Genomic DNA, 23,702 nt, shown 5'->3' on the forward strand with positions numbered 1-23,702 from the left:
ACAGGATGGGGCCCATGCGTGCCATCGGATACCAGCAGACCGGCGACCCCGAGGTGCTCGAGGACGTCGAGCTCCCCGACCCCGAGCCCACCGGGCGCGACCTGCTCGTCGAGGTCCGCGCCATCTCGGTCAACCCCGTCGACACCAAGGTGCGGCGTCGGCAGGGACCCGGCGAGGGCGAGACGCACCACGTGCTCGGCTGGGACGTCGCGGGGGTCGTGCGGTCGGTCGGCGGCGAGGTCGTCGACCTCGCCCCCGGCGACGAGGTCTGGTACGCCGGGTCGCTCGTGCGGCCCGGCGCCAACGCCGAGCTGCACCTCGTCGACGAGCGCCTCGTGTCGCGCAAGCCCGCCTCCCTCGACTTCGCGCAGGCCGCTGCCCTGCCGCTGACGGCCATCACCGCGTGGGAGCTGCTCTTCGACCGGCTGGGCGTCGAGCGCGACCGCGGCGAGGGCAGCACCCTGCTCGTCGTCGGCGCCGCGGGCGGCGTGGGCTCGATCCTGGTGCAGCTGGCGGCGCAGCTGACCCAGCTGCGCGTGGTCGGCACCGCCTCCCGTCCCGAGTCCGCCGACTGGGTACGCCGCCTCGGCGCCCACGACGTGATCGACCACCGCTCCCCCCTCGCGCCGCAGCTGGCCGACCTCGGCGTGGAGTCGGTCGAGCTGATCGCCTCGCTCACCCACACCGACGAGCACTACGAGCAGCTGGTCGAGGTGCTGGCGCCCCAGGGCCACCTCGGCGTGATCGACGACCCGGCGGGGCTCGACGTGATGCCGCTGAAGCAGAAGTCGGGGTCGCTGCACTGGGAGTTCATGTTCACCCGCTCGATGTTCGAGACCCCCGACATGGAGGAGCAGCAGCGGCTGCTCGCCGAGGTCGCCGCGCTGGTCGACGAGGGCACGCTGCGCACCACGACCGACGCGGTCTACGGGTCGATCGACGCCGCCACGCTGCAGCGCGCGCACGCCTTCGTCGAGCGGGGCCGCGCGGTCGGCAAGGTCGTGCTCGCGGGGTGGCCCACCCCGTGAGAGCCGCCGTCGCCTGGCTCACGGCGCTCGCCGCGTGCGTCGTGCTGCCGGTCGCGATGGTCGCGGTGTGGCTGGGGGCGGTCGTCGACGACACCGACCGCTACGTCCGGACAGTGAGCCCCCTGGCCGAGGATCCGCGCGTGCTCGCCGCGGTGGAGCGCTCGCTGACGCAGCGCGTCGTCGCCGAGGTCGAGGCCCGCGGGGGCGCGGTCGGCGGGCTCGTCGCAGGCAGGCTGGAGGACCGCATCGCCGACGGCGTCCGGCTCGTCGTCCGGAGCCCGCAGTTCCGGCCCGCCTGGGACGCCGCCAACACCGCGGCGCACGAGGAGCTGGTCGCCGGGCTGCGCCCCGGCGCCGACGCTGCCGACGTGTCCCTCGACCTGGGCCGGGTGCTCGACGCGGTCGTCGAGGAGGTCGGCGACTCGCTGCCGGTCGCGGTCAGCCCGCCCGAGGTCGAGGCGCCGGTCACCGTGCTCGAGGGCCAGCAGGTGACGCGCGCGCGGACGGCGTACCAGGCGCTCACCGCCGCCGGCGTGGTGCTGCCAGTCGTCTGGGTCGTGCTCGTGGCGCTCGCACTGCTGGTGGCGCGCCAGCGCAGCCGGGTGCTGGCCCTGCTCGGCGCCGGCAGCGCCGCCACCCTGCTGCTGATGCTCCTCGCGCTGGAACAGGTGCGCGACCGCGCCGTCGCCGCGGTGCCCGGCTCCGACCGCGCGCTGAGCGCGGCCGTCTGGGACGGCGTCACCACCGACCTCCGGCTCGCGCTCTGGGGTGCGGCCGCCGCTGCAGCCGTGCTCGCCGTCGTCGGCGGCCTCGCCGCCGTCGTCCGTCGCTGACCCGGCGTGCGTGACGCGCGGCGCCCCCGACCACGGGGGGCGTGATCGGGGGCTGTCGCAGGGGGACCAGCGCAGAGGTGACTAGCTGTAGTTCCCACAGACGTTGTGAATGCCGGACGGTAGACGAATGACGAGGACCTCCAGTACGGAGGGGGTTACCACACCAACCCACCGTCTGGAGGTCCTCATGACCCACGCTAATGCCCCGCTGACTCCTGAGGGACGTCGTCGACTCGCGGTCGCGGTCGTTGAGAAGAAGTGGACGGTCCAGCGGGCGGCTGAACGGTTCCAGGTCTCGCCGGCCACGGTGTCGAAGTGGGCCACCCGGTATCGCCGCGGCGAACCCATGACGGACCGGCTCTCCCGACCACGCAGCAGCCCGCGACGTTGCAGCCGCCGGCTCGAGCACCGGATCGTGAAGCTGCGCCACACGCGGCGTTGGGGGCCACACCGCATCGCCTTCCACCTCGGCGTCCCACGCTCGACAGTGGGTCGGGTCCTGGCCCGGTACCGGATGCCGTTGCTGGCTCACCTCGACCAAGCCACAGGACTCCCGGTCCGCCGACCTGCACCCGTGCGCTACGAAGCCGGCAAGCCGGGCGACCTGGTCCACGTCGACATCAAGAAGCTCGGCAAGATCCCCGACGGCGGCGGGTGGCGGGCCTTCGGTCGCACATCGGCGCAGCACCGCAGGGCGCAGGTGGTCAGCGATCGAGCAGCCCGCGCCGGGGCACCAGCCTCACGTGGCTACGTGTACCTCCATCACGCTGTCGACGACCACTCCCGGCTGGCCTACTCCGAACAGCTCCCCGACGAGCGCAAGGAAACCGCCGCCGGCTTCTGGCTGCGTGCCAAGGAGTTCTTCGCCGAAGCCGGGATCAGCGTCACGACGGTGATGACCGACAACGGTGCCTGCTACCGCTCCAAGGTCTTCGCCGAAGCACTCGGCGAGGTTAAGCACCGTCGCACCCGCCCCTACCGACCCCAGACCAACGGGAAGGTCGAGCGCTTCAACCGCACGCTCGCCGCCGAGTGGGCCTACGCCGTCGTCTACCTATCAGACGCCGCACGCGCAGCGACCTACGCCGACTGGCTGCACTTCTACAATCACCACCGACCCCACACCGGCATCGAGGGCCTCACACCCGCCGACCGCATTCACAACCTCACGGGGAACTACAACTAGCGGAGCACCGGGTTCGACTCCACGACGCGGAGCTCGGCCCAGCGGCGGCCGAGGCCCCAGGTGTCCCCTGCGTAGGTGAGGGCGAGGACCACGAGGGTCACCGCACCCAGCAGGTGGTCGTCGAGGACGGGGTTGTTGGGCGGGGGCAGGACGACGGTCCACATCAGCACGTAGAGCAGGGCGCCGGTGGCGGCGGCGATCCGCATCCCGATGCCCAGCGTCAGCGCGAGCCCGATGCCGAGCAGGCCCAGCATGAAGAGCCAGTCGGCCCAGGCCGCGCCGGCGATGGAGCCGTAGAGGTCGGCGAAGGGCCCGTCGGCGCCGAACTTCAAGAAGCCCTCGGTCGGGCTCCCCCCGTTGACCCAGGCGGCGGGACCGAAGCGGTCGACCACGCCGTCCTCGCCGCGCCCGGTGGCGAAGCCGAGGGCGAGCAGCTTGTCGACGAAGGCCCACAGGAAGGTCAGCCCGAAGCCGAGGCGCAGCACGGCCAGGGCCTGCCGGGCGCGGCTGCTGCGCACGACCTCCACCTCCCTCGTCGGGGACGTCGCGCTGCGGTCACTGGTCATGCGGGTGGTCTGAGTGGTCATGGTCCTCGCCTCCTCTGGCTCGCTCTCAGCCTCGTCGCGCTAGTGCGCGAGCGGCAGCGGCGGAAGACCCCGCGGGTGCGGGACCTAGGTCCTGCACCCGGTCGGCGTGCGGCAGGCCGACCGGCTCGTGGGTGATCCAGAGCACGGACCGCTCGCGTGGGCCGGTCAGCACCTCCCGGGCCAGCTCCTCGGCGGTGGCGTGGTCGAGGTGGGCGGTCGGCTCGTCGAGCACCAGCACGGCCTGGTCGGCCAGGAGCGAGCGCGCCACCCCCAGTCGGGCGCGCTCGCCCCCGGAGACCTCCGCGTGGCCCTCCCCCAGCCAGGTGTGCAGCCCGTCGGGCAGCGCGTCGAGCCAGCCACCGAGCCGTGCCCGTCGCAGCGCCCGCGCGACCTCCGCGTCGGTGGCGCCGGGGCGAGCGAGCCGCACGTTCTCCACCAGCGTCGTGGCGAAGACGTACGGCGCGTCGTCGACCAGCCCGGTCGTGCGCCGCACCTCGTCGAGGGCGAGCTCGCGCAACGGCACCCCGCCGCGGCTCACCACACCGGCCTCGGGGTCGAGGAAGCGCAGCAGCAGCGAGGCCAGCGTGCTCTTGCCGGAGCCGGAGGGCCCCACCACCACGAGCCGCTCGCCCGGGTCGAGCGCGAGCGAGAGTGCCAAGCCGCGCAGGCGGGCGCCGTGCACGGCGGTGGTGGGGTCGTCGCCGGCGGGGTGGCGGCCGGTGTCGTCGACCGCGGGCGCCGCCGACTCCAGCGCGGCGAGCCGCGCCGCTGCCGCGGCGGTGCGCGCCGAGAGTGCCCCGGCGTCAGCCACGGGGAGCAGCACGTCGGCGAGCGCCAGCGGGACCAGCACGAGCAGGGCGGCCACCGGGGCGCTCACCGCCTGACCGACCACGGGCGAGACCAGCCAGGCCGCGACGGCGACACCGAGACCCGTCACGGCCATTACCGTTGCCCTGGCCACGGTGAGCCAGCGCATCGATTGCTCGGCGGCACGCCCCAGCGTGTCGCTGGTCGCCGACGCGCGCGCCACGACCGCGTCGACGGCCTGCCACATCCGCAGCTCCTCCGCGACCTGGGTCGCCTCGACGACCTGCTCGGAGAGCCGGGCGCGCGTGGCCACGGCGTCGCGCTCGGCACGTGAGCCGCCCCAGCGGCCCAGCCCGTACGCCGACGACGTCGCGACCAGCCCGCCCGTGAGGACCGCGGCGCCGGCGGCGGGCAGCAGCCACGCGGTCACCGCACCGGCGAGCAGGACCACGGCGACGGCCTGGCGCAGCGGCATCCGGACGCGGAGCTCGCGGTCGACGACGCCGTCGACGTCGTCGACCACCGCGCCCAGCACGTCGCCGCGCCGGCCCACGCGGCCGGGCACGAGCGGCACCAGCGCGTCGTACACCTGCACGCGCCGACGGGCCAGCATCCGCAGTGCGGCGTCGTGGGCCCGCAGGCGCTCGGCGTACCGCAGGACGGGGCGGGCGAGCCCGAAGGCGCGGACGCCGACGACCGCCACGAGCAGCGTCAGCACGGCCGGCTGCGTCGAGGCCTGCACGATCAGCCAGCCCGCCGTGGCCGTGAGCGCCACCCCGGACGCCGACGCCAGCGCCCCGATCACGGTCGCCACCTCCAACCCCCCTCGCCGACCCGCCTCATCTGCACGCCCATCCGCCTCGAATGCCGGCATCTCAGGCGGGTCGGCGCACATCTCAGGCGGGTCGGCGGACATCTGAGGCGGGTCGGCGGGGAGGAGGGGCAACACGTGGTCGGCGACGGCGCGCAGGGCGGGGCGGTGGGCGACGACGAGCACGGCGCCGCGTCGGCCGAGCCGATGGACGACGTCGCAGATGACCTGCTCGGTGAGCTCGTCGAGGTGGGCGGTGGGCTCGTCGAGCAGGCTCCACGGCCGGTCGGCCAGGACGACGCGGGCCAGGGCGAGGCGGGCCCGCTCCCCGGCCGAGAGCGAGAGCCCGTCCTCGCCGAGCGTGCTGTCGAGCCCGCGCGGTAGGGCGGCCACGCGCTCGGCGAGCGCGACCCGGCGCAGCGCGTCCCACAGCGCGACGTCGGTGGCGTCGGGCCGGGCGAGCCGCAGGTTGTCGGCCACGCTGCCGCACACGAAGCGGGGCTGCTGGGGCAGCCAGCCCACCTGCTCGCGTGACGGGCGCCCCGTGACGACGCCCTCGTGCTCCACGAGCCCGGCGACCACGCGCAGCAGCGTCGACTTGCCGCAGCCCGACGGTCCCGTCACCGCCGTCACGCCGCGCGCCTGCACCACGGCGGTGAGCGGGGCGAGTGCGGGCGACGTCCGCCCCGGATAGGTCACCGAGACCTCGTCGAGCACCAGGTCGCCCTCGGCCGGCACCGCCTCCTCGCTCGGCCCGGCGTCGAGCAGCGCGTGGGCCTGCTCGAAGGTGGCCACGCCCTCGGCGGCGGCGTGGAACTCCGCGCCCACACGACGCAGCGGCCAGTACGCCTCGGGTGCGAGCAGGAGCACCACCAGCGCGGTGCGGAGGTCGAGGTCACCCTGGGCGAGCCGGACGCCGACCGTCACGGCGACGAGCGCCACCGACAGCGTGGCCACCAGCTCGAGCACCGCGGACGACGCGAAGGCGATCCTGAGCGTGCGCAGGGTCGCGACCCGGTAGCGCTCGGTCACCTCGGCGACGCGGTGCGACTGGGCGACGGCCCGGCGGTGCGCCACGAGCGTGGGCAACCCGCGGACGACGTCGAGGAAGTGCCCCGACAGCGAGGCCATCGCCCGCCACTGCTGCGCCGCACGGTCGCGGGTGGCGAGCCCCACCAGCCCCCCGAAGACGGGCACGAGCGGCAGCGTCGCCACCACGATCGCGGCGCTGAGCAGGTCCTGGGTCGCCATCGCGACCACGACCAGCGGCGGCAGCAGTGCCGCCAGCACCAGCGCGGGCAGATAGCGGGTGAGGTAGGGCTCCGCGGCGGCGACACCCCGGGTCAGCAGCACCGGCGGCACCGCGACACCGTCGGCGAGCCGCGCGAGCAGCCGGGCACGGAGGTCGGTGGCGACCCGGGTCGCCGCGCGGGCGGCCAGCAGGTCACCGAGGGCGCCCGACACCGCGCGCCCCAGCAGCACCGCGACGACGCCGAGGCCCCACGGCACCACGTCCTCCCGCCGCACGACCGCCACGACCAGCCCCGTGACCAGCCACGCCTGTGCCACCACCAGTGCCGCCCCGAGGACGCCGCTCGCCAACACCCCGGCGAGCGGCGCCCGGGCCGGCGCCAGCCGGGCACGCAGGCGGGGGTCGGTGGGTCTCACGCGTGCACCGGGATGTGGTGGGTGGCGATGCGCCGGCGGAAGACCCAGTAGGTCCACGCCTGGTAGGCCAGCACCAGCGGCGTGAAGACCACGGCCACCACGGTCATGATCCCGAGCGTGTACGACGTCGCGGCGGCGTTGGTGGTCGTCAGCGACACCCCGTCGGCCAGCGAGGTCGGCATCACGTCGGGGAAGAGCGCGAGGAAGAGCCCGACCACGCCCAGCCCGATCGCCGCGAAGGTGCCGGCGAAGGCCCAGCCCTCGCGGCCCAGGGCTGCCATCACCAGGCCGCAGACCAGCGCGAGCGCCGCCACGACGAAGGCGCTCGCCGAGGCCAGCGTCCCGGTCGTCACCTGGGTCCAGGTCAGGAACAGCACGGTGACCACCGCCGCCCCGAGCCCGAGCCGCTGCGCCAGGTCGCGAGCGCGGTGGCGGACCGGGCCGTCGGTCTTGAGTGCGACGAACATCGCACCGTGGGTCAGGAAGAGCAGCAGCGTCGTCGCGCCACCGAGCAGCGCGTAGGGGTTGAGCAGGTTGAGGAAGCCGCCGACGTACTCCAGGTCGGCGTCGATCGGCACCCCCCGCAGGATGTTGGCGAAGGCGACGCCCCACAACAGCGCGGGCACGAGCGAGCCGGCCACGATGGCGGCGTCCCAGCGTCGCTTCCACCGGTCGTCGCCGCGCTTGTGGCGGTACTCGAAGGCGACCCCGCGCACGATGAGCGCGACCAGGATCAGCAGCAGCGGCAGGTAGAAGCCGCTGAAGAGCGTGGCGTACCACTCGGGGAAGGCGGCGAAGGTAGCCCCGCCCGCGACCAGCAGCCACACCTCGTTGCCGTCCCAGACCGGGCCGATCGTGTTGATGAGGACGCGTCGCTCGGTGTCGTCGCGGCCGAGCACCGGGAGCAGCATGCCGACGCCGAAGTCGAAGCCCTCCAGGCAGAAGTAGCCGGTCCACAGCACGGCGATGAGGGCGAACCAGACGGTCGTGAGCTCCATCGATCTCTCCTCCGGGTCTCGGGGCAGGTCAGTACGCGAAGGCCAGCGGCCGGTCGCTGTCGTCGCCGTCGGGGCTCGCGTCGGGCAGCGCGTCGGCGCCCTTCCTGATCGCCGCGAGCAGCAGGCCCACCTCGACCACCGCGAGCACGCCGTACACCGCGGTGAGCACGACGAGCGAGGTGAGCACCTCGCCCGTCGACATCCCGGGCGAGACCGCGCGGTCGGTGGTCATCAGGCCGAAGACGGCCCAGGGCTGCCGGCCGACCTCGGTGAAGATCCAGCCCGCGCTGTTGGCGGCCAGCGGCAGCAACGGCAGCGAGACCGCGGTCCACAGCAGCGGCCGACCCATCGGCACCCGGCCCTTGCGGGTCGCCCACAGCAGCCACGCCGCGCCCGCCGCGGCGGCCAGCCCGAAGCCGATCATCAGGCGGAAGGTCCAGTAGGTCAGCGGGATGACCGGCGTGTAGTCACCCGGCGAGTAGTACGTCGCCCCGGGGTCGGCGCCGTACTCCTCCTGGTAGCGCTCGCGAAGCTCGTTGATCCCCACGACCTCGCTCGTGGTGTCTCCGTGGGCGAGGAAGGAGAGCAGGCGCGGGACCTTGATCGCGAAGCGCTCCTCCGACCCGTCGAGCGAGCCGATGGTCAGGATCGAGAAGTCGGCGGGGGCCTCGGTCTCGTAGAGCGCCTCGGCGGCCGCCATCTTCATCGGCTGCACCTCGGTCATGACCTTGCCCTGGAGGTCGCCGGTCACGGCGACGCCGAGGCCTGCGACGAGCACCACGGTGGCGCCGGTGCGCAGCGCGGCGCGGTACATCGAGCGGTCCTCGGGGCGCGGGCCACGCGTCAGCAGCCAGAAGGCGACGCCGGCGACGAAGGCACCCGCGGTCAGGTACGCCGAGAGCACCACGTGCGGGAAGGTGACCAGCTGCACCTCGTTGAGCAGCACCGCCGCGAAGTCGTCCATCTCCGCCCGCCCGGTCTCGGGGTTGTAGGCGTAGCCGACCGGGTGCTGCATCCAGGAGTTCGCCGCCAGGATGAAGTACGCCGAGAAGAGCGTGCCGACGTGCACGAGCACCATGCAGGCCGCGTGCAGGCGGGGTGCCAGCCGGTCCCAGCCGAAGATCCACAGGCCGAGGAAGGTCGACTCCAGGAAGAAGGCCAGCAGCCCCTCCACCGCCAGTGGCGCCCCGAAGACGTCGCCGACGAAGCGGGAGTAGTCGCTCCAGCTCATCCCGAACTGGAACTCCTGCACGATGCCGGTCACGACACCGAGGGCGAAGTTGATCAAGAAGAGCTTGCCGAAGAAGCGGGTCAGCCGCAGCCACTGCTCGTTGCCCGTGCGCAGCCACGCGATCTCGTAGCCCGCGACCATCGCGGAGAGACCGATGGTGATCGGCACGAAGAGGAAGTGGTAGACGGTCGTGATGGCGAACTGCCAGCGTGCGATGTCGGTCGGGTCCACGGGAGAAAGCAGACGACGCGGACGTGGTCGCTCGACACGGACCGCGGGCCCGTGCTGCCGGGACCTAGGTCCTCAGTCGTCGAGCAGGAGCTCCTCCACCGGGAGCCGTGAGGTCAGCCGTACGCCGCTGCGCCCGATCGCCTGCCAGCCGATGCGCAGCAGCAGGTGGGGCCGCAGCCGGCGGCCGAGCACCTCGCCGCGCAGCGCCTGCCGGGTCTCGGGCAGCTCGACGACCCGGCTCAGCGGGACGACGCTCAGGCCCGCCCGGGTGGCCTCCAGCCACAGCGCGCCGAGGCCGCGCCCCGACCGCAGCCAGGCGCGCCGGTCGTCGTCGGCGTCCCCCAGCACGAGCACGCCGTCGGAGCTCCACAGCTCGACGGCGTGGTCGCCATCGTCCAGCCCGGACCGCGCCGAGGCCTCGACCGCCCGGAGCACCAGCCGCTCGAGCCGGGCATGGTCGACCGCGTCGAGCACCGGCAGCACGGTGGCGCCGTACGGCGCGGCCACGGCGGCGAGGTCGACCAGCGCCGCCGGCTCCACGGGCCAGGCGGTGAAGCGGCGCCGGTCGGTGCAGCGCTGCAGCAGCGCGTCGAGCCGGGCGCCCGCCTCGGGGGCGGGCGGGCGGCGTACCAGCCCGAGGCGCGCCAGCAGGGTCGGGTGGCCGGGCTCGGGCAGCAGCAGCACCCGGGCCTCCCAGCCGAGGGCCGCGGCCGCCACCTCGAGGTGGTGCAGCGCGGCGCCGCACGAGACCACGGCGTTGCGCTCGGCGGCCTCGGCGTCGATCCCGGACGCGGCCGTGCGCGCCGGGTCCAGGTGCAGCTCGAGGCTGCGCGGCCGCACCCGCCAGGCCCAGGGCTGGGCGTTGTGGGCGCTCGGGGCCCGCCCTGCCAGCTCGAGCACCCGCAGCGCCGCGCGGTGGGGCACGGCGGTCGCGGTCTGACACATGCGCCCAGGCTGCGCCGACGCGGGCGCCGCGGGCAGGGACCAAGGTCCCGACCAGGGGGGTCGCCGAGCACCAGCCGACAGGCGTCCGGGGGTCTACCGTGGTCCCGTGATCCGCGTCTACCTGCTCGACGACCACGAGATCGTGCGCCGCGGCATCAAGGAGCTGCTCGAGGGCGAGCCCGACATCGAGGTGGTCGGCGAGTCCGGGCTGGCGGCCGAGGCGACCCGCCGGATCCCGGCGGCGCGGCCCGACGTCGCCATCCTCGACGGCCGGCTGCCCGACGGCTCCGGCATCGACGTCTGCCGCGAGATCCGGTCGGTCGACCCCTCGATCAGGGCGCTGATCCTCACGTCGTACGACGACGACGACGCGCTCTTCGCCGCCATCATGGCCGGCGCCGCGGGCTACGTGCTCAAGCAGGTGCGCGGCAACGACCTGGTCGACATGGTCCGCCGCGTCGCCGCCGGCCAGTCGACGCTCGACCCCTCGGTCACCGCGGCGGTGCTGGAGCGGGTGCGGCACGGGGTGCCCCGCGACCAGGAGCTCGCGGCGCTGACCGAGCAGGAGCAGCGGATCCTCGACCTGATCGGCCAGGGCATGACCAACCGGCAGATCGCGGGCGAGCTCTTCTTGGCCGAGAAGACGGTGAAGAACTACGTCTCCTCGATGCTCGCCAAGCTCGGGCTCTCCAGCCGCACCCAGGCCGCCATCTTCGCCGTGAAGCACCCACGCCCGTGACACCGACGCCGGGACCCGAGCTCGACGAGCCGCGGCTGCGGCTGCTGCTCGACGCCGTGCTCACCCTGGCCAGCGACCTCCACCTCGACGGCGTCCTCACCCGGCTGGTCGCGACCGCACGCGAGGTGGCCGGCGCGCGGTACGCCGCGCTCGGCGTGCTGGACCCCGACTCCGGCGGCGACCGGCTGCGCACCTTCGTTCACCAGGGCATCGACGAGGAGGTGGTGCAGGAGATCGGCCACCTGCCTTCGGGCCACGGGCTGCTGGGGCTGATCATCGACCACCCGGAGCCGCTGCGGCTGCGCGACATCGCCAGCCACCCCGCGTCGTACGGCTTCCCTCCGCACCACCCGCCGATGCACTCCTTCCTCGGGGTGCCGGTGCGGATCCGCGGACGCGTCTTCGGCAACCTCTACCTGACCGAGAAGGTCGGCACCGGCGACTTCACCCAGGCCGACGAGGACATCGTGGTGGCGCTCGCCGCGGCGGCGGGCGTCGCGATCGAGAACGCCCGGCTCTTCGAGGACGCCGCCCGCCAGCGCGAGGACCGGGAGCGGCTCGCGCTCCTGGAGGACCGCGACCGGATCGCCCGCGACCTGCACGACCTCGTGATCCAGCGGCTCTTCGCCATCGGCCTGAGCCTGCAGGGTGCCGCCCGGCGTACCGGCGACACCGCCGTCACGGCCCGGCTCGAGCAGGCCGTCGACGACCTCGACGAGACCATCCGCGACATCCGGCGCTCGATCTTCGCGCTGGGCTCGGTCGAGGGCGCCTCCGACGTGCAGGCCGAGGTGACCCGCATCGTCGAGCGGGCCGGCGTCGCGCTGAAGTTCCGCCCCACGCTGCGCATCGAGGGCCCGGTGCGCACCATGGTCACCGGAGCCCTCGCCCCCGAGGTGCTCGCGGTGCTCGGCGAGGCCCTCTCCAACGCCAGTCGCCACGCCTCGGCCACCGCCGTCACCGTCTCGCTGCGCGCGTCGTCGCGCACCGTCGAGCTGGTCGTCTGCGACGACGGCCGGGGCCTGCCTCCCGACGTCACCGAGAGCGGCCTGGCCAACATCCGCGCCCGCGCCGAGGCCCGCGGCGGCCACTGCACCGTCGCCTCCTCCCCCGAGGCCGGCACCACCGTGACCTGGACCGTGCCCGTGGGCTGACGCGGCGTACGCCGCACCCCCGTCAGCGCGAGCGCAGCAGGCGGACGCCGACGCAGCGCAGCGAGCGGGCGCGGAGGGCCCCGGTCCAGAGGCCGGCGCCGTACGCCGCGTCGTCGAGGCGGCGGCCGAGCAGGGTGGCGGGGAGGTCGCGGGGGGTGGTGGCGGGCAGGGCCTGGAGGGTGTCGACGAGCAGGGCCGTGGCGACCATCCGGCGGGCCGTGCGGCTGACCAGGCAGGCCGCCAGGACCGGCGGCCACCAGTGGCGCAGCGCGAGCGCGGACTCCTGGCGCACCGCCCAGCCGAGACCGCGCACGGCCAGGCGGGCCGACTCGGCATGGCGTCCGGGGAGGTCGGCGGGCACCGACCGCTCCACGAGCCGGGCCGCGCGCAGGGTCGCGAGCGCGACGACGGGCGCCGACCACCGGCGGCGCAGCAGCACCGCCGCGCCAGCGACGGCCATCGCCGGTGAGAGCACGGCCACCGCGGTGTGGTCGCCGTGACGCGCGGCGAGGGGGGCGCCGCCGGTGCCGTAGAGGTGCTTGCGGCCGAGCCAGGCGCGCACCGTCGTGCGGGTGTCGTGGTCGGCGCGCTCGCCGGGGTCGTAGCGCACCGTGCGGCCGCGCGCGACCAGCCGCCAGACCAGGTCGACGTCCTCGCCCACGCGCATCTCCTCCGAGAAGCCGCCGGCGAGGTCGGCGACGCGACCGACGAGGCAGGCGCTGGGCAGCCACGCCACGGCAGCCCCCGGACGCACCTCGCAGGCGACGTCGCCGAGGGCCAGCGAGGAGGCGCGCTCGTCGAAGCGCTCGAACCAGCGCGGCCGGGCCGACGTCGCGTCGCCCGCCACCAGCGGACCCACCAGGGCGACGCGGGGGTCGCTCAGGTGCCGCGCGAGGCGGAGCAGCGTGGCGGCGGTGACCCGCACGTCGGAGTCGACGAAGGCGACGTACGGCGTGCGCACCTGCCGCAGCCCGGCGTTGCGGGCCACCGCGGGGCCGCCGTTGACCGCCAGCGGCACCAGGTGGGCCCCGTGGCGCAGCACCACCTCACGCACCGCTGCGGGGTCGTGGGAGGCGTCGTCGACCACGAGGACGTGGAGCTGCGGTCCGATCGCGCGCAGGCAGCGGTCGAGCTGGGCGGCGCGGTCGCGCACCGGGACGACGACGGTGACGTCGGCGGGGTCGACGCGCTGGTCGTCGAGGACCGGGTCGGCGACGTTGGCGCCCAGCAGCCGCTCGGCCAGTGCCGCACTGGTGCGGTCGGCCACCCGCACCTCGTCGCGGTGCAGCAGCCGCTGCGCCGGCTCCCCGAGCCGGATCACGCGGAGCGGCGAGCCGCCCACCAGGACCCGCCCGTCGTCGAGACGGCGCACGTCGCGCCGCACCCGCACCCGGAAGCCGTCGGGCAGCGTGGGATCGGCCGGCGCGGTCGTCACCGGAAGCCCCCGTCGGCGTGCACGACCGAGCCGTTGACCGCGGCCCCGGCCACCGAGCAGCAGAAGGCGACGGCGGCCGCCACCTCGTCGGGGTCGAGCAGCCGGCCGAGCAGCTGCGCGGCGGCGAGGTCCGACTCCGGCACGTCGTAGAGCTCGGCCGTGCGGGTCAGCATCGGCGTGCGCGTCGAGCCCGGCGAGACGGCGGCGGCGGTGGTGCCGGTGCCCGCGAGGTCGGCGGCCAGGCCGCGCACGATGCCGACCACAGCGTGCTTGGCCGCGACGTACGCCGTCAGCCCGTAGAGCCCGCGGTGGCCGGCGGCCGAGGCGACCGCGACGAAGCGGCACCCGGCGGGGTCCGGACCGGCGAGCATGACCGGCACGGTGGCCGCCGCGGTCAGCCAGACGCTGCGGGCGTCGGCGGCCCAGAGGTCGTCGAGCTGCTCGACCGGGGTCTCCCACAGCCGACTGCCGCCCGCCACGACGGCCGCGCCGGCGACGACCGCGTCGAGCCGGCCGTGGCGCTCCCGCGTCACCGCCACGGCGGCGTCGAGCTCCTCGCGCACCCGCACGTCGCCGACCACCGGCAGCACCATCGGTCCGTCGAGGTCGCGCACCGCCCCGTCGCGGTCGTACGCCGTGACGGCGTACCCCTCGTCGATCAGCCGTGCGACCGTGGCCCGCCCGATGCCACCGGCAGCGCCCGTGACCAGGGCGACCCGTGTCACCGGCGCGCCACCACGGCGAGCCGCTCGAGCACCGCGTCGACCATCTCGGCCAGCAGCCGCTCCCCCTCGTGCGCCGAGGCGCCGGCCGGGTCCCCCAGCACGCCGGTACCGGTCACGGCCGCGACACCGCCCTCGAGCATGGTCGGCAGCAGCTGGGCGAGCGGACGGGTGTCACCGCGTACGGCGCGCTCGAGACGCACCGAGGCCGGTCGCAGGTGGAGCATCAGCGAGGTCTCCGTGCGACCGGCGTGCAGATCCCCGTCGCGCACCGCGCACGGCACCCACGCGACGTCGTGACCCTCGGCGACCAGCTGGGCGACCGCGCTGTCGAGGGTGCGCACGTTGCCCCCGTGGCCGTTGACGAGCACCGCGCGGCGCGCCCAGCAGCGCAGCGAGCGCACCAGCTCGACCACCACGGCACGCAGCACCACGTGGCCGACCGAGACGGTGCCGGCGAAGTGCTGGTGCTCGCCGGAGGCGCCGTACGCCACGGGCGGTGCCACCCAGCTGCCGGGCAGCTGCTCCGCGGCCGCCTCGGCGACCGCGACCGCCACCGTGGTGTCGGTGTCGAGCGGCAGGTGCGGGCCGTGCTGCTCCAGCGAGCCGACGGGCACCAGCACGAGGTCCGCATCAGCGGTCTCGGGCGAGGTGGCCTCGGCCAGGATCATCGTGGTGCCGGAGCCGGGACGGGTCCCCCCAGCGTGCGGTGGAAGCCGTCGGGCACGATCAGGTGCTCGGGGGTGAGCTCGTGGATGCTCGCCAGGCCCATGCCGCGCAGCGCGGAGTCGACGCCCATCCGGAGGATGTCGAGCACGTTGCCGACGCCCTCCTCGCCGTTGGCCGCCAGGCCCCACAGGTAGGCGCGTCCGATGAGCACCGCCCGCGCCCCGAGCGCGAGGGCCTTGACCACGTCGGAGCCCCGGCGTACGCCGCCGTCGAGCACCACCTCGATGTCGCCGCCGACCCGCTCGGCGATCGGGGCGAGCACCCGGATCGGCGCGGGTGTGCCGTCGAGGTTGTTGCCGCCGTGGTTGGAGACCGAGATGCCGGAGACGCCGGCGTCGACCGCCCGCAGCGCGTCGTCCAAGCGGCACACGCCCTTGAGGACGAAGGGCTTGCCGCCGCTGATCTGCTGCCACTGCTCGCGCATCCAGGCGATGTCGTCCCACGACGGCGGCTGCGTGGTCATCCACTCGTAGTAGGCGCCGAAGAAGGTCGGGCCCGTCGCCTCACCGGGCGGGGCGAGGTTGGGCGCGGTGAGGTCGGGGATCGTCCCGGTCCGCCCGAAGGTCCACAGCCAGCGCGGCTTGGTGGCGACCTTCGGGGCGAAGCGGACCATGGTCCTCAGGTCGACCTTCTCGGGGATCTCCGGGGAGCCCCAGTCGCGGCCGATCGAGAAGGACCAGTCGGTGGTGGCGATCAACCCGACCACACCGGCGTCCTGGGCGCGCTGCATCCGCTGCAGCATCACGTCGCGCTCGCCGGTCCAGTACATCTGGAACATCGTGCGCGCGCCGGTCGCGGTGACGTCCTCGACCGACTTCGAGGCGAAGTTCGACAGCCCCGTCAGGGTGCCGCGGTTGCTCGCGGCCCGCGCGACGGCCACCTCGCCGTCGGGGTGCACGGCCTGCACGCCGGTCGGGCTGATCACCACCGGCTGGCTGATCTCCTGGCCCCACAGCGTCGTCGCCTGGTCACGCTCGGCCTGCTGGCCCGCCACGACCGGCGCGAGCCCGAGCTCGGCGAAGGCCGCCTCGTTGTCGGAGACGCTCTGACCGCGCTCGCTGCCCGCGACCAGTGCGCCGTACACGGGCTGCGGGAGCCGCTTGCGCGCCCGCTCCTGCGCCACCGCGACGGACTCGAACCAGGGGTTCTGCTTCCAGGGGTTCTCGAGCTTCACGAGGGCGCCTGCGGGTCGAAGCCGGCCAGCGGGCTCTCGGCGCACGCGCTCACGGGCGGGCGGGTGAGGAGCTGGAGCATCACCGGCTGGTTGCGGGTGGGCCCTGCCTTGGAGTGGTCCTGGCTGGAGGCCGGGACCACCCGCTCGCCGGCGAGCGCCTGCTCGCCGTAGCCCTGCACGCACTCGGGGTCGGGTCCGTCGAGCGGCAGGCCGGTGAAGAACTTCGCGGCCATGCAGCCGCCCCGGCAGGAGTCGAAGAAGGCGCACTTGCTGCACGCGCCGCCGGTCTGCGGGGAGCGCAGGTCGGCGAAGAGCTCGCTCTCGCGCCACACCCGGCCGAAGCCCCCGTCGGCGAGCAGGTTGCCCGCGAGGAACTCGTCGTGGATCGCGAAGGGGCAGGCGTAGACGTCGCCCACCGGGTCGATCAGGCAGACCACCCGGCCCGCGCCGCAGAGGTTGAGGCCGGGCAGCGCTCCGCTGCCGTCCTCGGGCCCGTACGCCGAGAGGTGGAAGAACGAGTCGCCGGTGAGCACCTCGTCGCCGTGGGCCACCAGCCAGTCGTAGAGCTCGCGCTGCTGCTCGGGCAGCGGGTGGAGCTCGTCCCAGACGTCGGCGCCGCGGCCGCTCGGGCGCAGTCGCGTCAGGCGCAGCGTCGCGCCGTAGCGGTCGGCCAGTGCCTTGAAGTCGTCGAGCTGGCCGAGGTTCTGCCGGGTGCACACCACGCTGATCTTGGCGTCGCGGAAGCCGGCCTCCTGGAGGTTGGCCAGCGCCTGGATCGCGGTGTCGTAGGAGCCCGGGCCACGCACGTAGTCGTTGACCTCGGCGGTCGCGCCGTCGAGCGAGATCTGCACGTCGACGTAGTCGGTGGCCGCCAGGAAGGCGGCGCGCTCCGGGGTCAGCCGCACGCCGTTGGTGGAGAACTTCACGCCCACGTCGTGCGCGACGGCGTACTCCAGCAGCTCCCAGAAGTCGGGCCGGATGGTCGGCTCGCCGCCGCCGACGTTGACGTAGAAGACCTGCATCCGCTGCAGCTCGTCGATCACGGCCTTGCACTGCTCGGTGGTGAGCTCGCGCGGGTCGCGGCGGCCGCTGCTGGAGAGGCAATGGGCGCACTCGAGGTTGCAGGCGTAGGTGAGCTCCCAGGTCAGGCAGATGGGGGCGTCGAGGCCGAGCTCGAACTGGTCGACGAGGCGTGTGCTCCTGGCGGCTCGTGCCGGGGCGGGTCGTGCGGGGGCGAGCGTCATGCGGCGGCCTGCCTCTCCCTGGGGCGGATCATGTCGGTCTCGGCGAGGCCGCGCAGCGCCGCGGCGTACGCCGCGTGCTGGGCCTCGGGGACGCCGCTGGCCTCGAGGGCCGCGCGCACGCACCCGTGCTCGGCGAGGCACCGGACCACGGCCACCAGCTCCGGTCGCTTGAGGAAGGTGAGCTTGCGGTTGCCGAAGTGGTAGGCCAGCGCGCCGAAGGGCTCGGGGCGCAGCGCCACCGCCGGCGAGAGGGTCCAGGCCTCACCGAGCAAGGGGTCCGGCATCAGTAGACGCCGCACATGCCGTCGATCGAGACCTCCTCGATGAGGTCCTCGGCGGCGACGTCGGTCGCCTCGGTGTCCTGCGGCTCCTGCGGCTCCGGGCTCATGGTGCCTCCTGAGGTGGGGTGGTGGTGCGCCGAAAGTAACTGCACCGGGTGCCACAACGGACCTCTCCGGACGGGTAGATTCCGCCCCGTCATGACGGAGGAGCAGGGCTCGCGCGGAGCCGGGGGCAGACCGGTCGCGACCACGCACGCCGCCATCGAGCAGGCGACCTTCCGGCTCTTCCGCGAGCGCGGCTTCGAGGGCACCACGCTCGACGACATCGCCCGCGAGGTGGGGGTCAGCCGGCGCACCCTCTTCCGCTACTTCCCCTCCAAGAACGACATCGCCTGGGGCCAGTTCGACCGCACCCTCGAGACCTTCCGCGAGACCCTGGCCACGATGCCCGAGGAGCTGCCGCTGCACGAGGCCGTGCACCGCGCCGTGGTCGCCTTCAACGTCTACGACGAGCACGCCGACCCGCCGCACCGGGAGCGGATGCACCTCATCCTCACCACCCCGGCGCTCTCCGCGCACTCGGTGCACCGCTACGCCGACTGGCGCGCCGTCATCGCGGAGTACGTCGCCGCCCGCCGCGGCCTCGCGCCCACCGACCCGCTGCCCGAGGTGGTCAGCCAGGTCGCGCTCGCCCTGGCGCTCTCGGCGTACACCCTGTGGCTGCGCGAGCCCGGCCCCTCGCTGCGCCGGCGGCTCGAGGACGCCCTGCTCGACCTGCGTGCCTACCTGGCCTGAGGCGGGCCTGCGCCGACCTCAGCCCGGCTCCGGCACCTCGCGCGACCAGCGCTCGCGGCGCTCGGCGTCGGACTGCTCCCACCAGGGCGGCGAGCCGCGCTCGCCGAGGGCGACCTTGGCGGCCTGCACGCCGTCGCGGCTGGTGCGCTCCTCGTCGGTGCCCTTCGTACGCCGCACCTCGCGCCGCCACGCCATCAGCGCCCGCACCAGCTCCTCGCGCCGCTCCTCCGGGATCTCCGGGTCGGTCGCGCGCCAGCGGCGTCCGTCGATGACGACGTGGTGGCCGTCGTCGGTCGGCTGCGCCCGCTCCGTCACCGCAGACCCTCCCTCGTGCTTGCGTCCGTGGTCCCCGGGTACCCGCCGAGCCGCCGGACAGTGCCGCGGCGACCGGGCGTGGCACGCTGGCCGGTGAGCGTCGTCGACACCCCGGGGAGGAAGCCGTGGCCCACTGGGTGCTGCAGGGCAACCCCACCCGCTGGGAGGATCCGCACCGCCTCTGGACCGAGCCGGTGACGCGCTGGTGCGTGACCGGCGTCCAGCGGCAGGTCGCAGTGGGCGACGGCGTCCTGCTGTGGCTGGCCAACCGCGACCCGGCGCACCGCGGCGTGCACGCCGTCGCCCGGGTCGAGGGCGAGCCGACCACCGAGGCCGGGTCGCCGAAGCCCTACGTCGACCTCAGCGTGACCGACTACGTCGTGCACGACCCCGTCTCGGTCCTGGAGCTGCGCGAGTCGGCCTTCGCCACGCACCCGATCCTGCGGATGGCCCGACGCACGGCCTACCCGTGCTCCCCGGAGGAGTACGACGCCGCGGTCGCGCTCGTCGCGGCGCACGGCCCGACCCGGATGCCCCCGGCCCACGGCGGGGCCGAAGGTCCTGCGAGCGAGGGAGCGGCCCGCCCGTACCCAGCCCAGGACGGGCGGGACCGCGTCCGAGGTACAATGTAGGTAAGGCTTGCCTTACTGCGCAAGACCTCCTCTCCACTTTCTCGTCCTCCCAGGAGAAGCCCATGCACGGTCGCGTCCTCAGCACCTCCCGTCTGACGCCGGGCCTGGTCCGCGTCGTGCTCGGCGGCGACGGTCTCGCCGGCTTCGCGATGCCGCAGGTGCGGGGCGGCGACGCCACCGACGCCTACGTCAACATCGCGGTGCCGCCCGAGGGGGCGGCGTACGGCCCGGTCTTCGACCCGCGCGAGGTCCGCGACGCGCACCCGCGCGAGGCCTGGCCGGCGCGACGCCGCTACACCGTGCGCGCGTGGGACGCCACGACCCGGGAGCTCACGCTCGACTTCGTGGTGCACGGCGACGAGGGCGTGGCCGGCCCGTGGGCCGCGCGGGCGGCCGAGGGCGACGTGCTCGTCCTCGAGGGCCCGAGCGGCGGCTACCGGCCGCGACCGGACGCGGCGGCGTACCTGCTGGTGGGCGACGAGTCGGCACTGCCGGCCATCGCGGCCTCGACGGAGGCCGTGCCGGCCGGGAGGCCGCTGACGGTGCTGCTCGTCTGCGACGGCCCCGACCACGAGGTCGACCTGCCCACCGACGCCGACCTCGACCTGCGCTGGCTCCACCGCGACGGGTCGGGGCAGGAGCTGCTCGAGGCCCTGCGCACGGTCGACCTGGCCTGGCACGACGTGTGCACCTTCGTGCACGGCGAGGCCGACGAGGTCCGCGCGCTGCGCCGCCACCTGCTCGTCGAGCGCGAGGTCCCGCGCGCGGAGATGTCGTGCTCGCCCTACTGGCGCCGCACCATGGACGACGAGGCCTGGCGGGCGGTCAAGCGCGACTACGTCGCCGCCATGGAGGGCGACGCCTGACCCCCGCGAACTGAGGGGAGCCTGACCTCACAAACCGCCTCTGACCTGCGGTTTAGGCAAGGCTACGTTTGCTGGAACTGATCAAGAAGATGGTCCAAGGTGTGCCCATGACCACCCTCCAGCTCCCCCTCGTCAGCACCTGCAGCGCGTCCTCCTGCGCCTACAACCGCGACTCCGCCTGTCACGCCGGTGCCATCACCGTGACCGGTGACGCCTCGACCTGCGGCACCTACGTCGAGTCCGGCACGCAGGCCGGCCAGGACGCCACCGCCTCCGTCGGCGCGTGCCACCGCAGCGAGTGCGTCTTCAACGCCGCGCTCGAGTGCACCGCCCAGGACGTCGCGATCGAGTCCTCCGGCGACGTCGCCAGCTGCCGCACCTTCCAGCTCGCCTGAGCTAGAGCGAGCGCCCCGCCCAGGTCCACGCGTAGCTGCCGTCGTCGGTCACGAGCGCGGCCTCGCCGAGCTCGAGCGGACGGAAGGTGTCGACCATGACGGCCGACTCCTCGAAGTACTCCGCGCCGATGCTCGCCTCGATCGCCGCGGGCTGCGGCCCGTGGGCGTGGCCGCCCGGGTGGAGCGTGATCGAGCCGACGTCGATGCCGGAGCCCTTGCGGGCCTCGTAGTCGCCGCCGACGTAGAACATCACCTCGTCGGAGTCGACGTTGGAGTGGTAGTAGGGCACCGGGATCGCACCCTCGGCGTAGTCGACCTTGCGGGGCAGGAAGTTGCAGATCACGAAGTTCGCGCCCTCGAAGACCTGGTGCACCGGCGGCGGCTGGTGCACCTTGCCGGTGATCGGCATGAAGTCGTCGAGGTTGAAGGTGTAGGGGTAGAGGCAGCCGTCCCACCCGACCACGTCGAGCGGGTGCGTCGCGTAGGTCAGCCGGGTGCCGACGAGCCCGCCCGGGCCGTGGCCCCGGTGCTTGACCAGCACCTCCACGTCGTCGCCCTCGCACACCAGCGGCTCGGTGGGTCCGTGCAGGTCGCGCTCGCAGTACGGCGCGTGCTCGAGCAGCTGCCCGTAGCGGGAGAGGTAGCGCCTGGGCGGCGCGACGTGGCTGTTGGCCTCGATCGGGTAGAGCCGGCTGACCTCTCCGTCGACATCGCTGGGCAGCCAGCGGTGCGTCGTCGCCCGCGGGATCACCACGTAGTCGCCGGCGCGGTAGGACAGCGTGCCGAAGACCGTCTCCACGGTGCCGCGGCCGGACTCGACGTAGACGCACTCGTCGCCGACGGCGTTGCGGTAGTAGGGCGAGGGCGCGTCGGTGACGACGTAGGAGATCCGGACGTCGGCGTTGCCGAGCACCAGCCGGCGCCCGGTCACCGGGTCGCCACCGGCCGCGACGTCGTGCAGCCGCAGGTGGCGGGGCTTGAGCGGGTGGTTGGGGGTGGTGGTCTGGTCGGGCAGCTCCCAGACCTCGCTCGCGACGACCGCCGAGGGCACGCCGCGGTGGTAGAGCAGCGAGGAGTCGGAGGAGAAGCCCTCCTCGCCCATCAGCTCCTCGTAGCGCAGCGCGCCACGCTCGTCGCGGAAGGCGGTGTGCCGTCGCGGCGGCACCTCGCCGACCTGCCGGTAGTACGCCATCGACCCTCGACCTCCACTCGTCGCTGAGGGGAACTGTCCCGACGTTAGTGGGTACGTTCCCGCAATGGTCGAGACGTGGGTGCCGGGTGCCGCGGGGTCGTCGTACGACGTCGACCACCTCCCCTACGGCGAGGCGAGCGCGCCCGACCGTGACGACTGGTGGATCGCGGTGCGCGTGGGCGACCTGGCCCTCGACGTCGCGGCGGTGGTCGACCACGCGATGCTCAGCCCGCTGCTGCGCACGGCCCGGATGCACCTGCTGCTGCGCAGCGGCCCGCGCCTGTGGGCGCAGCTGCGCACCGAGCTGGTCCGCCTCCTCACCGACCCCGCCTGCCGCCCCGAGGTCGAGCCCCACCTGCGCCCGGTCGAGGAGATCGAGCTCGAGCTGCCCTTCGCGGTCGCCGACTACGTCGACTTCTACGCCTCCGAGCACCACGCCAGCCGCGTCGGAGCCCTCTTCCGGCCCGACGGCGACCCGCTGCCGCCGGCGTGGAAGCACCTGCCCATCGGCTACCACGGCCGGGCCGGCACCGTCGTCGCCTCCGGCACGCCCGTGCGCCGCCCCACCGGCCAGCGCGGCCCCGGCGACGTCGGCCCCACCCGGCGCCTCGACCTCGAGGCCGAGCTCGGCTTCGTGGTCGGCGTCGGCGCGGAGGAGCCGGTGGGCTGCGAGGCGCTGCACCGCCACGTCTTCGGCGTGGTCGGGGTCAACGACTGGTCGGCCCGGGACCTGCAGGCCTGGGAGACGCGGCCGCTCGGACCGTTCCTCGGCAAGTCCTTCGCCACCTCGATCTCGGGGTGGATCACGCCGCTGGCGGCGCTCGACGCGGCCTGGGTGGAGGGCCCGGATCAAGACCCGCCGCCGCCGGCGTACCTCTGCCCGGAGACGCCGCGCGGACTCGACGTCGACGTCGAGGTCGTGCTCAACGGTCGCGTGCTGAGCCGCCCGTCGTACGCCTCGATGTACTGGTCGCCCGCCCAGATGCTGGCGCACATGACCTCCAACGGCGCCACGCTGCGCACCGGCGACCTCTTCGCCTCCGGCACCATCTCGGGTCCCCGTGACGACCAGCGCGGCTGCCTGCTCGAGCTGACCGACGGCGAGGGACCGTGGCTCGCCGACGGCGACGAGGTGGTGCTGCGCTACACCGCGCCCTCGACGGGCGGTGGCCGGCTGGCCCTCGGCGAGGTCGCCGGCACGGTGCTCCCGGCGCGATGAGGCCGGCGCCGCGGTGACGACCCGGACGCGACGGCCGAGGCCTCACGAACCGGACAACTAGTTGAATCCCTGACCAGAACACCTGTACACAGGACATGCAGGAAATACCCGACGCCTGCGGGGGGACGCGGTTGAATGGGACGAACCCCCTGCTCAGGAGCATCCGTGCCCGTCGTCGAGGCCCTCTTCGAGGCACCACCAGCCTCGGTGGTCGCCGTGCTGACGAGCGCCCTGCCGGCGCAGGGGTGGCGGCTCACGGGGATCGGCGGCTTCGGCTCGGTGGTCACCTGGCAGGCCTTCGACCGTGATCTCGAGCTGGTCTCGCTGCGGGCCGAGGTGCTGCCCGACGAGGCCCGTCCCGAGCTGACGCGGCTGCGGGTCCAGGTCGTCGACGCCGGCCTCGCCACGGCGCTCGACGCGGCCCTGACCAGCGCGCCGGTCCAGTCCGCTCGGCTCCCGCGACGCCCCAGTGCGGCGGGCTGACA

Annotated in this window: 25 protein-coding genes; 11 read left to right on the forward strand and 14 right to left on the reverse strand. The window is 74.3% G+C overall.

Annotated features, from left to right (window positions below):
• Positions 1-14 precede the first annotated feature (14 nt).
• The 3 genes from IG63_RS0106280 (at position 15) to IG63_RS0106295 (ending at position 3,047) form a co-directional block, all read left to right on the forward strand.
• On the forward strand, positions 15-1,028 hold the full coding sequence (locus IG63_RS0106280) for a zinc-binding alcohol dehydrogenase family protein (RefSeq protein WP_030483525.1): 1,014 nt from the start codon (positions 15-17) through the stop codon (positions 1,026-1,028).
• Complete coding sequence (locus tag IG63_RS21360) at positions 1,025-1,861, forward strand: hypothetical protein (RefSeq protein WP_157210049.1); 837 nt, start codon at positions 1,025-1,027, stop codon at positions 1,859-1,861. Before IG63_RS0106280 ends, IG63_RS21360 begins: the two co-directional genes overlap by 4 nt.
• 187 nt (positions 1,862-2,048) lie before the next feature.
• Complete coding sequence (locus IG63_RS0106295) at positions 2,049-3,047, forward strand: IS481 family transposase (RefSeq protein ID WP_030483527.1); 999 nt, start codon at positions 2,049-2,051, stop codon at positions 3,045-3,047.
• On the opposite strand, the gene IG63_RS0106300 is transcribed toward IG63_RS0106295, so the two are convergent.
• From IG63_RS0106300 to IG63_RS0106320, 5 genes are all read right to left on the reverse strand, one after another.
• The gene (locus tag IG63_RS0106300) at positions 3,044-3,634 is read right to left on the reverse strand and encodes a hypothetical protein (RefSeq protein WP_030483528.1); all 591 of its coding nucleotides are present in this window, start codon (positions 3,632-3,634) and stop codon (positions 3,044-3,046) included. The genes IG63_RS0106295 and IG63_RS0106300 overlap by 4 nt on opposite strands.
• Positions 3,635-3,659: 25 nt before the next feature.
• The gene (gene cydD, locus IG63_RS0106305; RefSeq protein ID WP_051706203.1) at positions 3,660-6,920 is read right to left on the reverse strand and encodes a thiol reductant ABC exporter subunit CydD; all 3,261 of its coding nucleotides are present in this window, start codon (positions 6,918-6,920) and stop codon (positions 3,660-3,662) included.
• On the reverse strand, positions 6,917-7,918 hold the full coding sequence (cydB, locus tag IG63_RS0106310; protein WP_030483530.1) for a cytochrome d ubiquinol oxidase subunit II: 1,002 nt from the start codon (positions 7,916-7,918) through the stop codon (positions 6,917-6,919). Before cydB ends, cydD begins: the two co-directional genes overlap by 4 nt.
• Before the next feature lie 28 nt (positions 7,919-7,946).
• Positions 7,947-9,380, reverse strand: a complete 1,434-nt coding sequence (locus tag IG63_RS0106315; protein WP_030483531.1) for a cytochrome ubiquinol oxidase subunit I — start codon at positions 9,378-9,380, stop codon at positions 7,947-7,949.
• A gap of 72 nt (positions 9,381-9,452) precedes the next feature.
• On the reverse strand, positions 9,453-10,325 hold the full coding sequence (locus tag IG63_RS0106320) for a nitroreductase family protein (RefSeq protein ID WP_030483532.1): 873 nt from the start codon (positions 10,323-10,325) through the stop codon (positions 9,453-9,455).
• Between the two features lie 106 nt (positions 10,326-10,431).
• Here IG63_RS0106320 and IG63_RS0106325 point away from each other — a divergent pair, with 106 nt between their 5' ends.
• Together IG63_RS0106325 and IG63_RS21365 are read left to right on the forward strand one after the other, a co-directional pair.
• A complete protein-coding gene (locus tag IG63_RS0106325; protein WP_030483533.1) occupies positions 10,432-11,064 on the forward strand; it encodes a response regulator in 633 nt (210 codons plus the stop codon).
• Positions 11,061-12,218, forward strand: coding sequence for a GAF domain-containing sensor histidine kinase (locus IG63_RS21365; RefSeq protein WP_051706205.1), 1,158 nt, complete (start codon positions 11,061-11,063; stop codon positions 12,216-12,218). Before IG63_RS0106325 ends, IG63_RS21365 begins: the two co-directional genes overlap by 4 nt.
• A gap of 22 nt (positions 12,219-12,240) precedes the next feature.
• Here the strand turns inward: IG63_RS21365 and mftF are convergent, their stop codons facing one another.
• The 7 genes from mftF to mftA are packed head-to-tail and all read right to left on the reverse strand — an operon-like array spanning position 12,241 to position 17,910.
• Entirely contained in the window at positions 12,241-13,653 is a 1,413-nt protein-coding gene (gene mftF, locus IG63_RS0106335) for a mycofactocin biosynthesis glycosyltransferase MftF (protein ID WP_030483535.1), read from the reverse strand.
• The gene (locus IG63_RS0106340; protein ID WP_030483536.1) at positions 13,650-14,378 is read right to left on the reverse strand and encodes a mycofactocin-coupled SDR family oxidoreductase; all 729 of its coding nucleotides are present in this window, start codon (positions 14,376-14,378) and stop codon (positions 13,650-13,652) included. Before IG63_RS0106340 ends, mftF begins: the two co-directional genes overlap by 4 nt.
• Positions 14,375-15,046, reverse strand: coding sequence for a mycofactocin biosynthesis peptidyl-dipeptidase MftE (mftE, locus tag IG63_RS0106345; protein WP_030483537.1), 672 nt, complete (start codon positions 15,044-15,046; stop codon positions 14,375-14,377). Before mftE ends, IG63_RS0106340 begins: the two co-directional genes overlap by 4 nt.
• Entirely contained in the window at positions 15,043-16,278 is a 1,236-nt protein-coding gene (gene mftD, locus IG63_RS0106350; protein WP_030483538.1) for a pre-mycofactocin synthase MftD, read from the reverse strand. The genes mftE and mftD overlap by 4 nt, the downstream gene beginning before the upstream one ends.
• Complete coding sequence (gene mftC / locus IG63_RS0106355) at positions 16,275-17,522, reverse strand: mycofactocin radical SAM maturase (RefSeq protein WP_030483539.1); 1,248 nt, start codon at positions 17,520-17,522, stop codon at positions 16,275-16,277. The genes mftD and mftC overlap by 4 nt, the downstream gene beginning before the upstream one ends.
• Entirely contained in the window at positions 17,519-17,806 is a 288-nt protein-coding gene (gene mftB, locus IG63_RS0106360; protein ID WP_030483540.1) for a mycofactocin biosynthesis chaperone MftB, read from the reverse strand. The genes mftC and mftB overlap by 4 nt, the downstream gene beginning before the upstream one ends.
• Positions 17,806-17,910, reverse strand: coding sequence for a mycofactocin precursor MftA (gene mftA, locus IG63_RS22575; RefSeq protein WP_157210050.1), 105 nt, complete (start codon positions 17,908-17,910; stop codon positions 17,806-17,808). Before mftA ends, mftB begins: the two co-directional genes overlap by 1 nt.
• 91 nt (positions 17,911-18,001) lie before the next feature.
• On the opposite strand from mftA, the gene mftR reads away from it, so the two are divergent.
• Positions 18,002-18,598, forward strand: coding sequence for a mycofactocin system transcriptional regulator (gene mftR / locus IG63_RS0106370; RefSeq protein WP_030483541.1), 597 nt, complete (start codon positions 18,002-18,004; stop codon positions 18,596-18,598).
• Between the two features lie 18 nt (positions 18,599-18,616).
• Here the strand turns inward: mftR and IG63_RS0106375 are convergent, their stop codons facing one another.
• The gene (locus IG63_RS0106375; RefSeq protein WP_030483542.1) at positions 18,617-18,913 is read right to left on the reverse strand and encodes a hypothetical protein; all 297 of its coding nucleotides are present in this window, start codon (positions 18,911-18,913) and stop codon (positions 18,617-18,619) included.
• Positions 18,914-19,038: 125 nt separating this feature from the next.
• On the opposite strand from IG63_RS0106375, the gene IG63_RS20475 reads away from it, so the two are divergent.
• From IG63_RS20475 to IG63_RS0106390, 3 genes are all read left to right on the forward strand, one after another.
• Positions 19,039-19,545: an EVE domain-containing protein gene (locus tag IG63_RS20475; RefSeq protein WP_036194439.1), complete on the forward strand. Its 507-nt coding sequence runs from the start codon at positions 19,039-19,041 to the stop codon at positions 19,543-19,545.
• A gap of 62 nt (positions 19,546-19,607) precedes the next feature.
• Positions 19,608-20,411 carry a siderophore-interacting protein gene (locus IG63_RS0106385; RefSeq protein ID WP_030483543.1) on the forward strand — a complete coding sequence of 268 codons (804 nt, stop codon included), beginning with the start codon at positions 19,608-19,610 and terminating at the stop codon, positions 20,409-20,411.
• A gap of 107 nt (positions 20,412-20,518) precedes the next feature.
• Entirely contained in the window at positions 20,519-20,806 is a 288-nt protein-coding gene (locus tag IG63_RS0106390; RefSeq protein WP_030483544.1) for a DUF1540 domain-containing protein, read from the forward strand.
• 1 nt (position 20,807) lies between these two features.
• Here IG63_RS0106390 and IG63_RS0106395 read toward each other — a convergent pair whose 3' ends face one another.
• Entirely contained in the window at positions 20,808-21,998 is a 1,191-nt protein-coding gene (locus tag IG63_RS0106395) for a homogentisate 1,2-dioxygenase (RefSeq protein ID WP_030483545.1), read from the reverse strand.
• Positions 21,999-22,062: 64 nt separating this feature from the next.
• Here IG63_RS0106395 and IG63_RS0106400 point away from each other — a divergent pair, with 64 nt between their 5' ends.
• Together IG63_RS0106400 and IG63_RS0106405 are read left to right on the forward strand one after the other, a co-directional pair.
• Positions 22,063-23,217, forward strand: coding sequence for a fumarylacetoacetate hydrolase family protein (locus IG63_RS0106400; RefSeq protein WP_030483546.1), 1,155 nt, complete (start codon positions 22,063-22,065; stop codon positions 23,215-23,217).
• A gap of 165 nt (positions 23,218-23,382) precedes the next feature.
• The gene (locus IG63_RS0106405) at positions 23,383-23,700 is read left to right on the forward strand and encodes a hypothetical protein (protein ID WP_030483547.1); all 318 of its coding nucleotides are present in this window, start codon (positions 23,383-23,385) and stop codon (positions 23,698-23,700) included.
• The last annotated feature ends 2 nt before the right edge of the window (positions 23,701-23,702 follow it).

Origin of the sequence: Nocardioides aequoreus (assembly GCF_000720335.1) — a bacterium.
Taxonomy (GTDB): Bacteria; Actinomycetota; Actinomycetes; order Propionibacteriales; family Nocardioidaceae; genus Marmoricola; species Marmoricola aequoreus.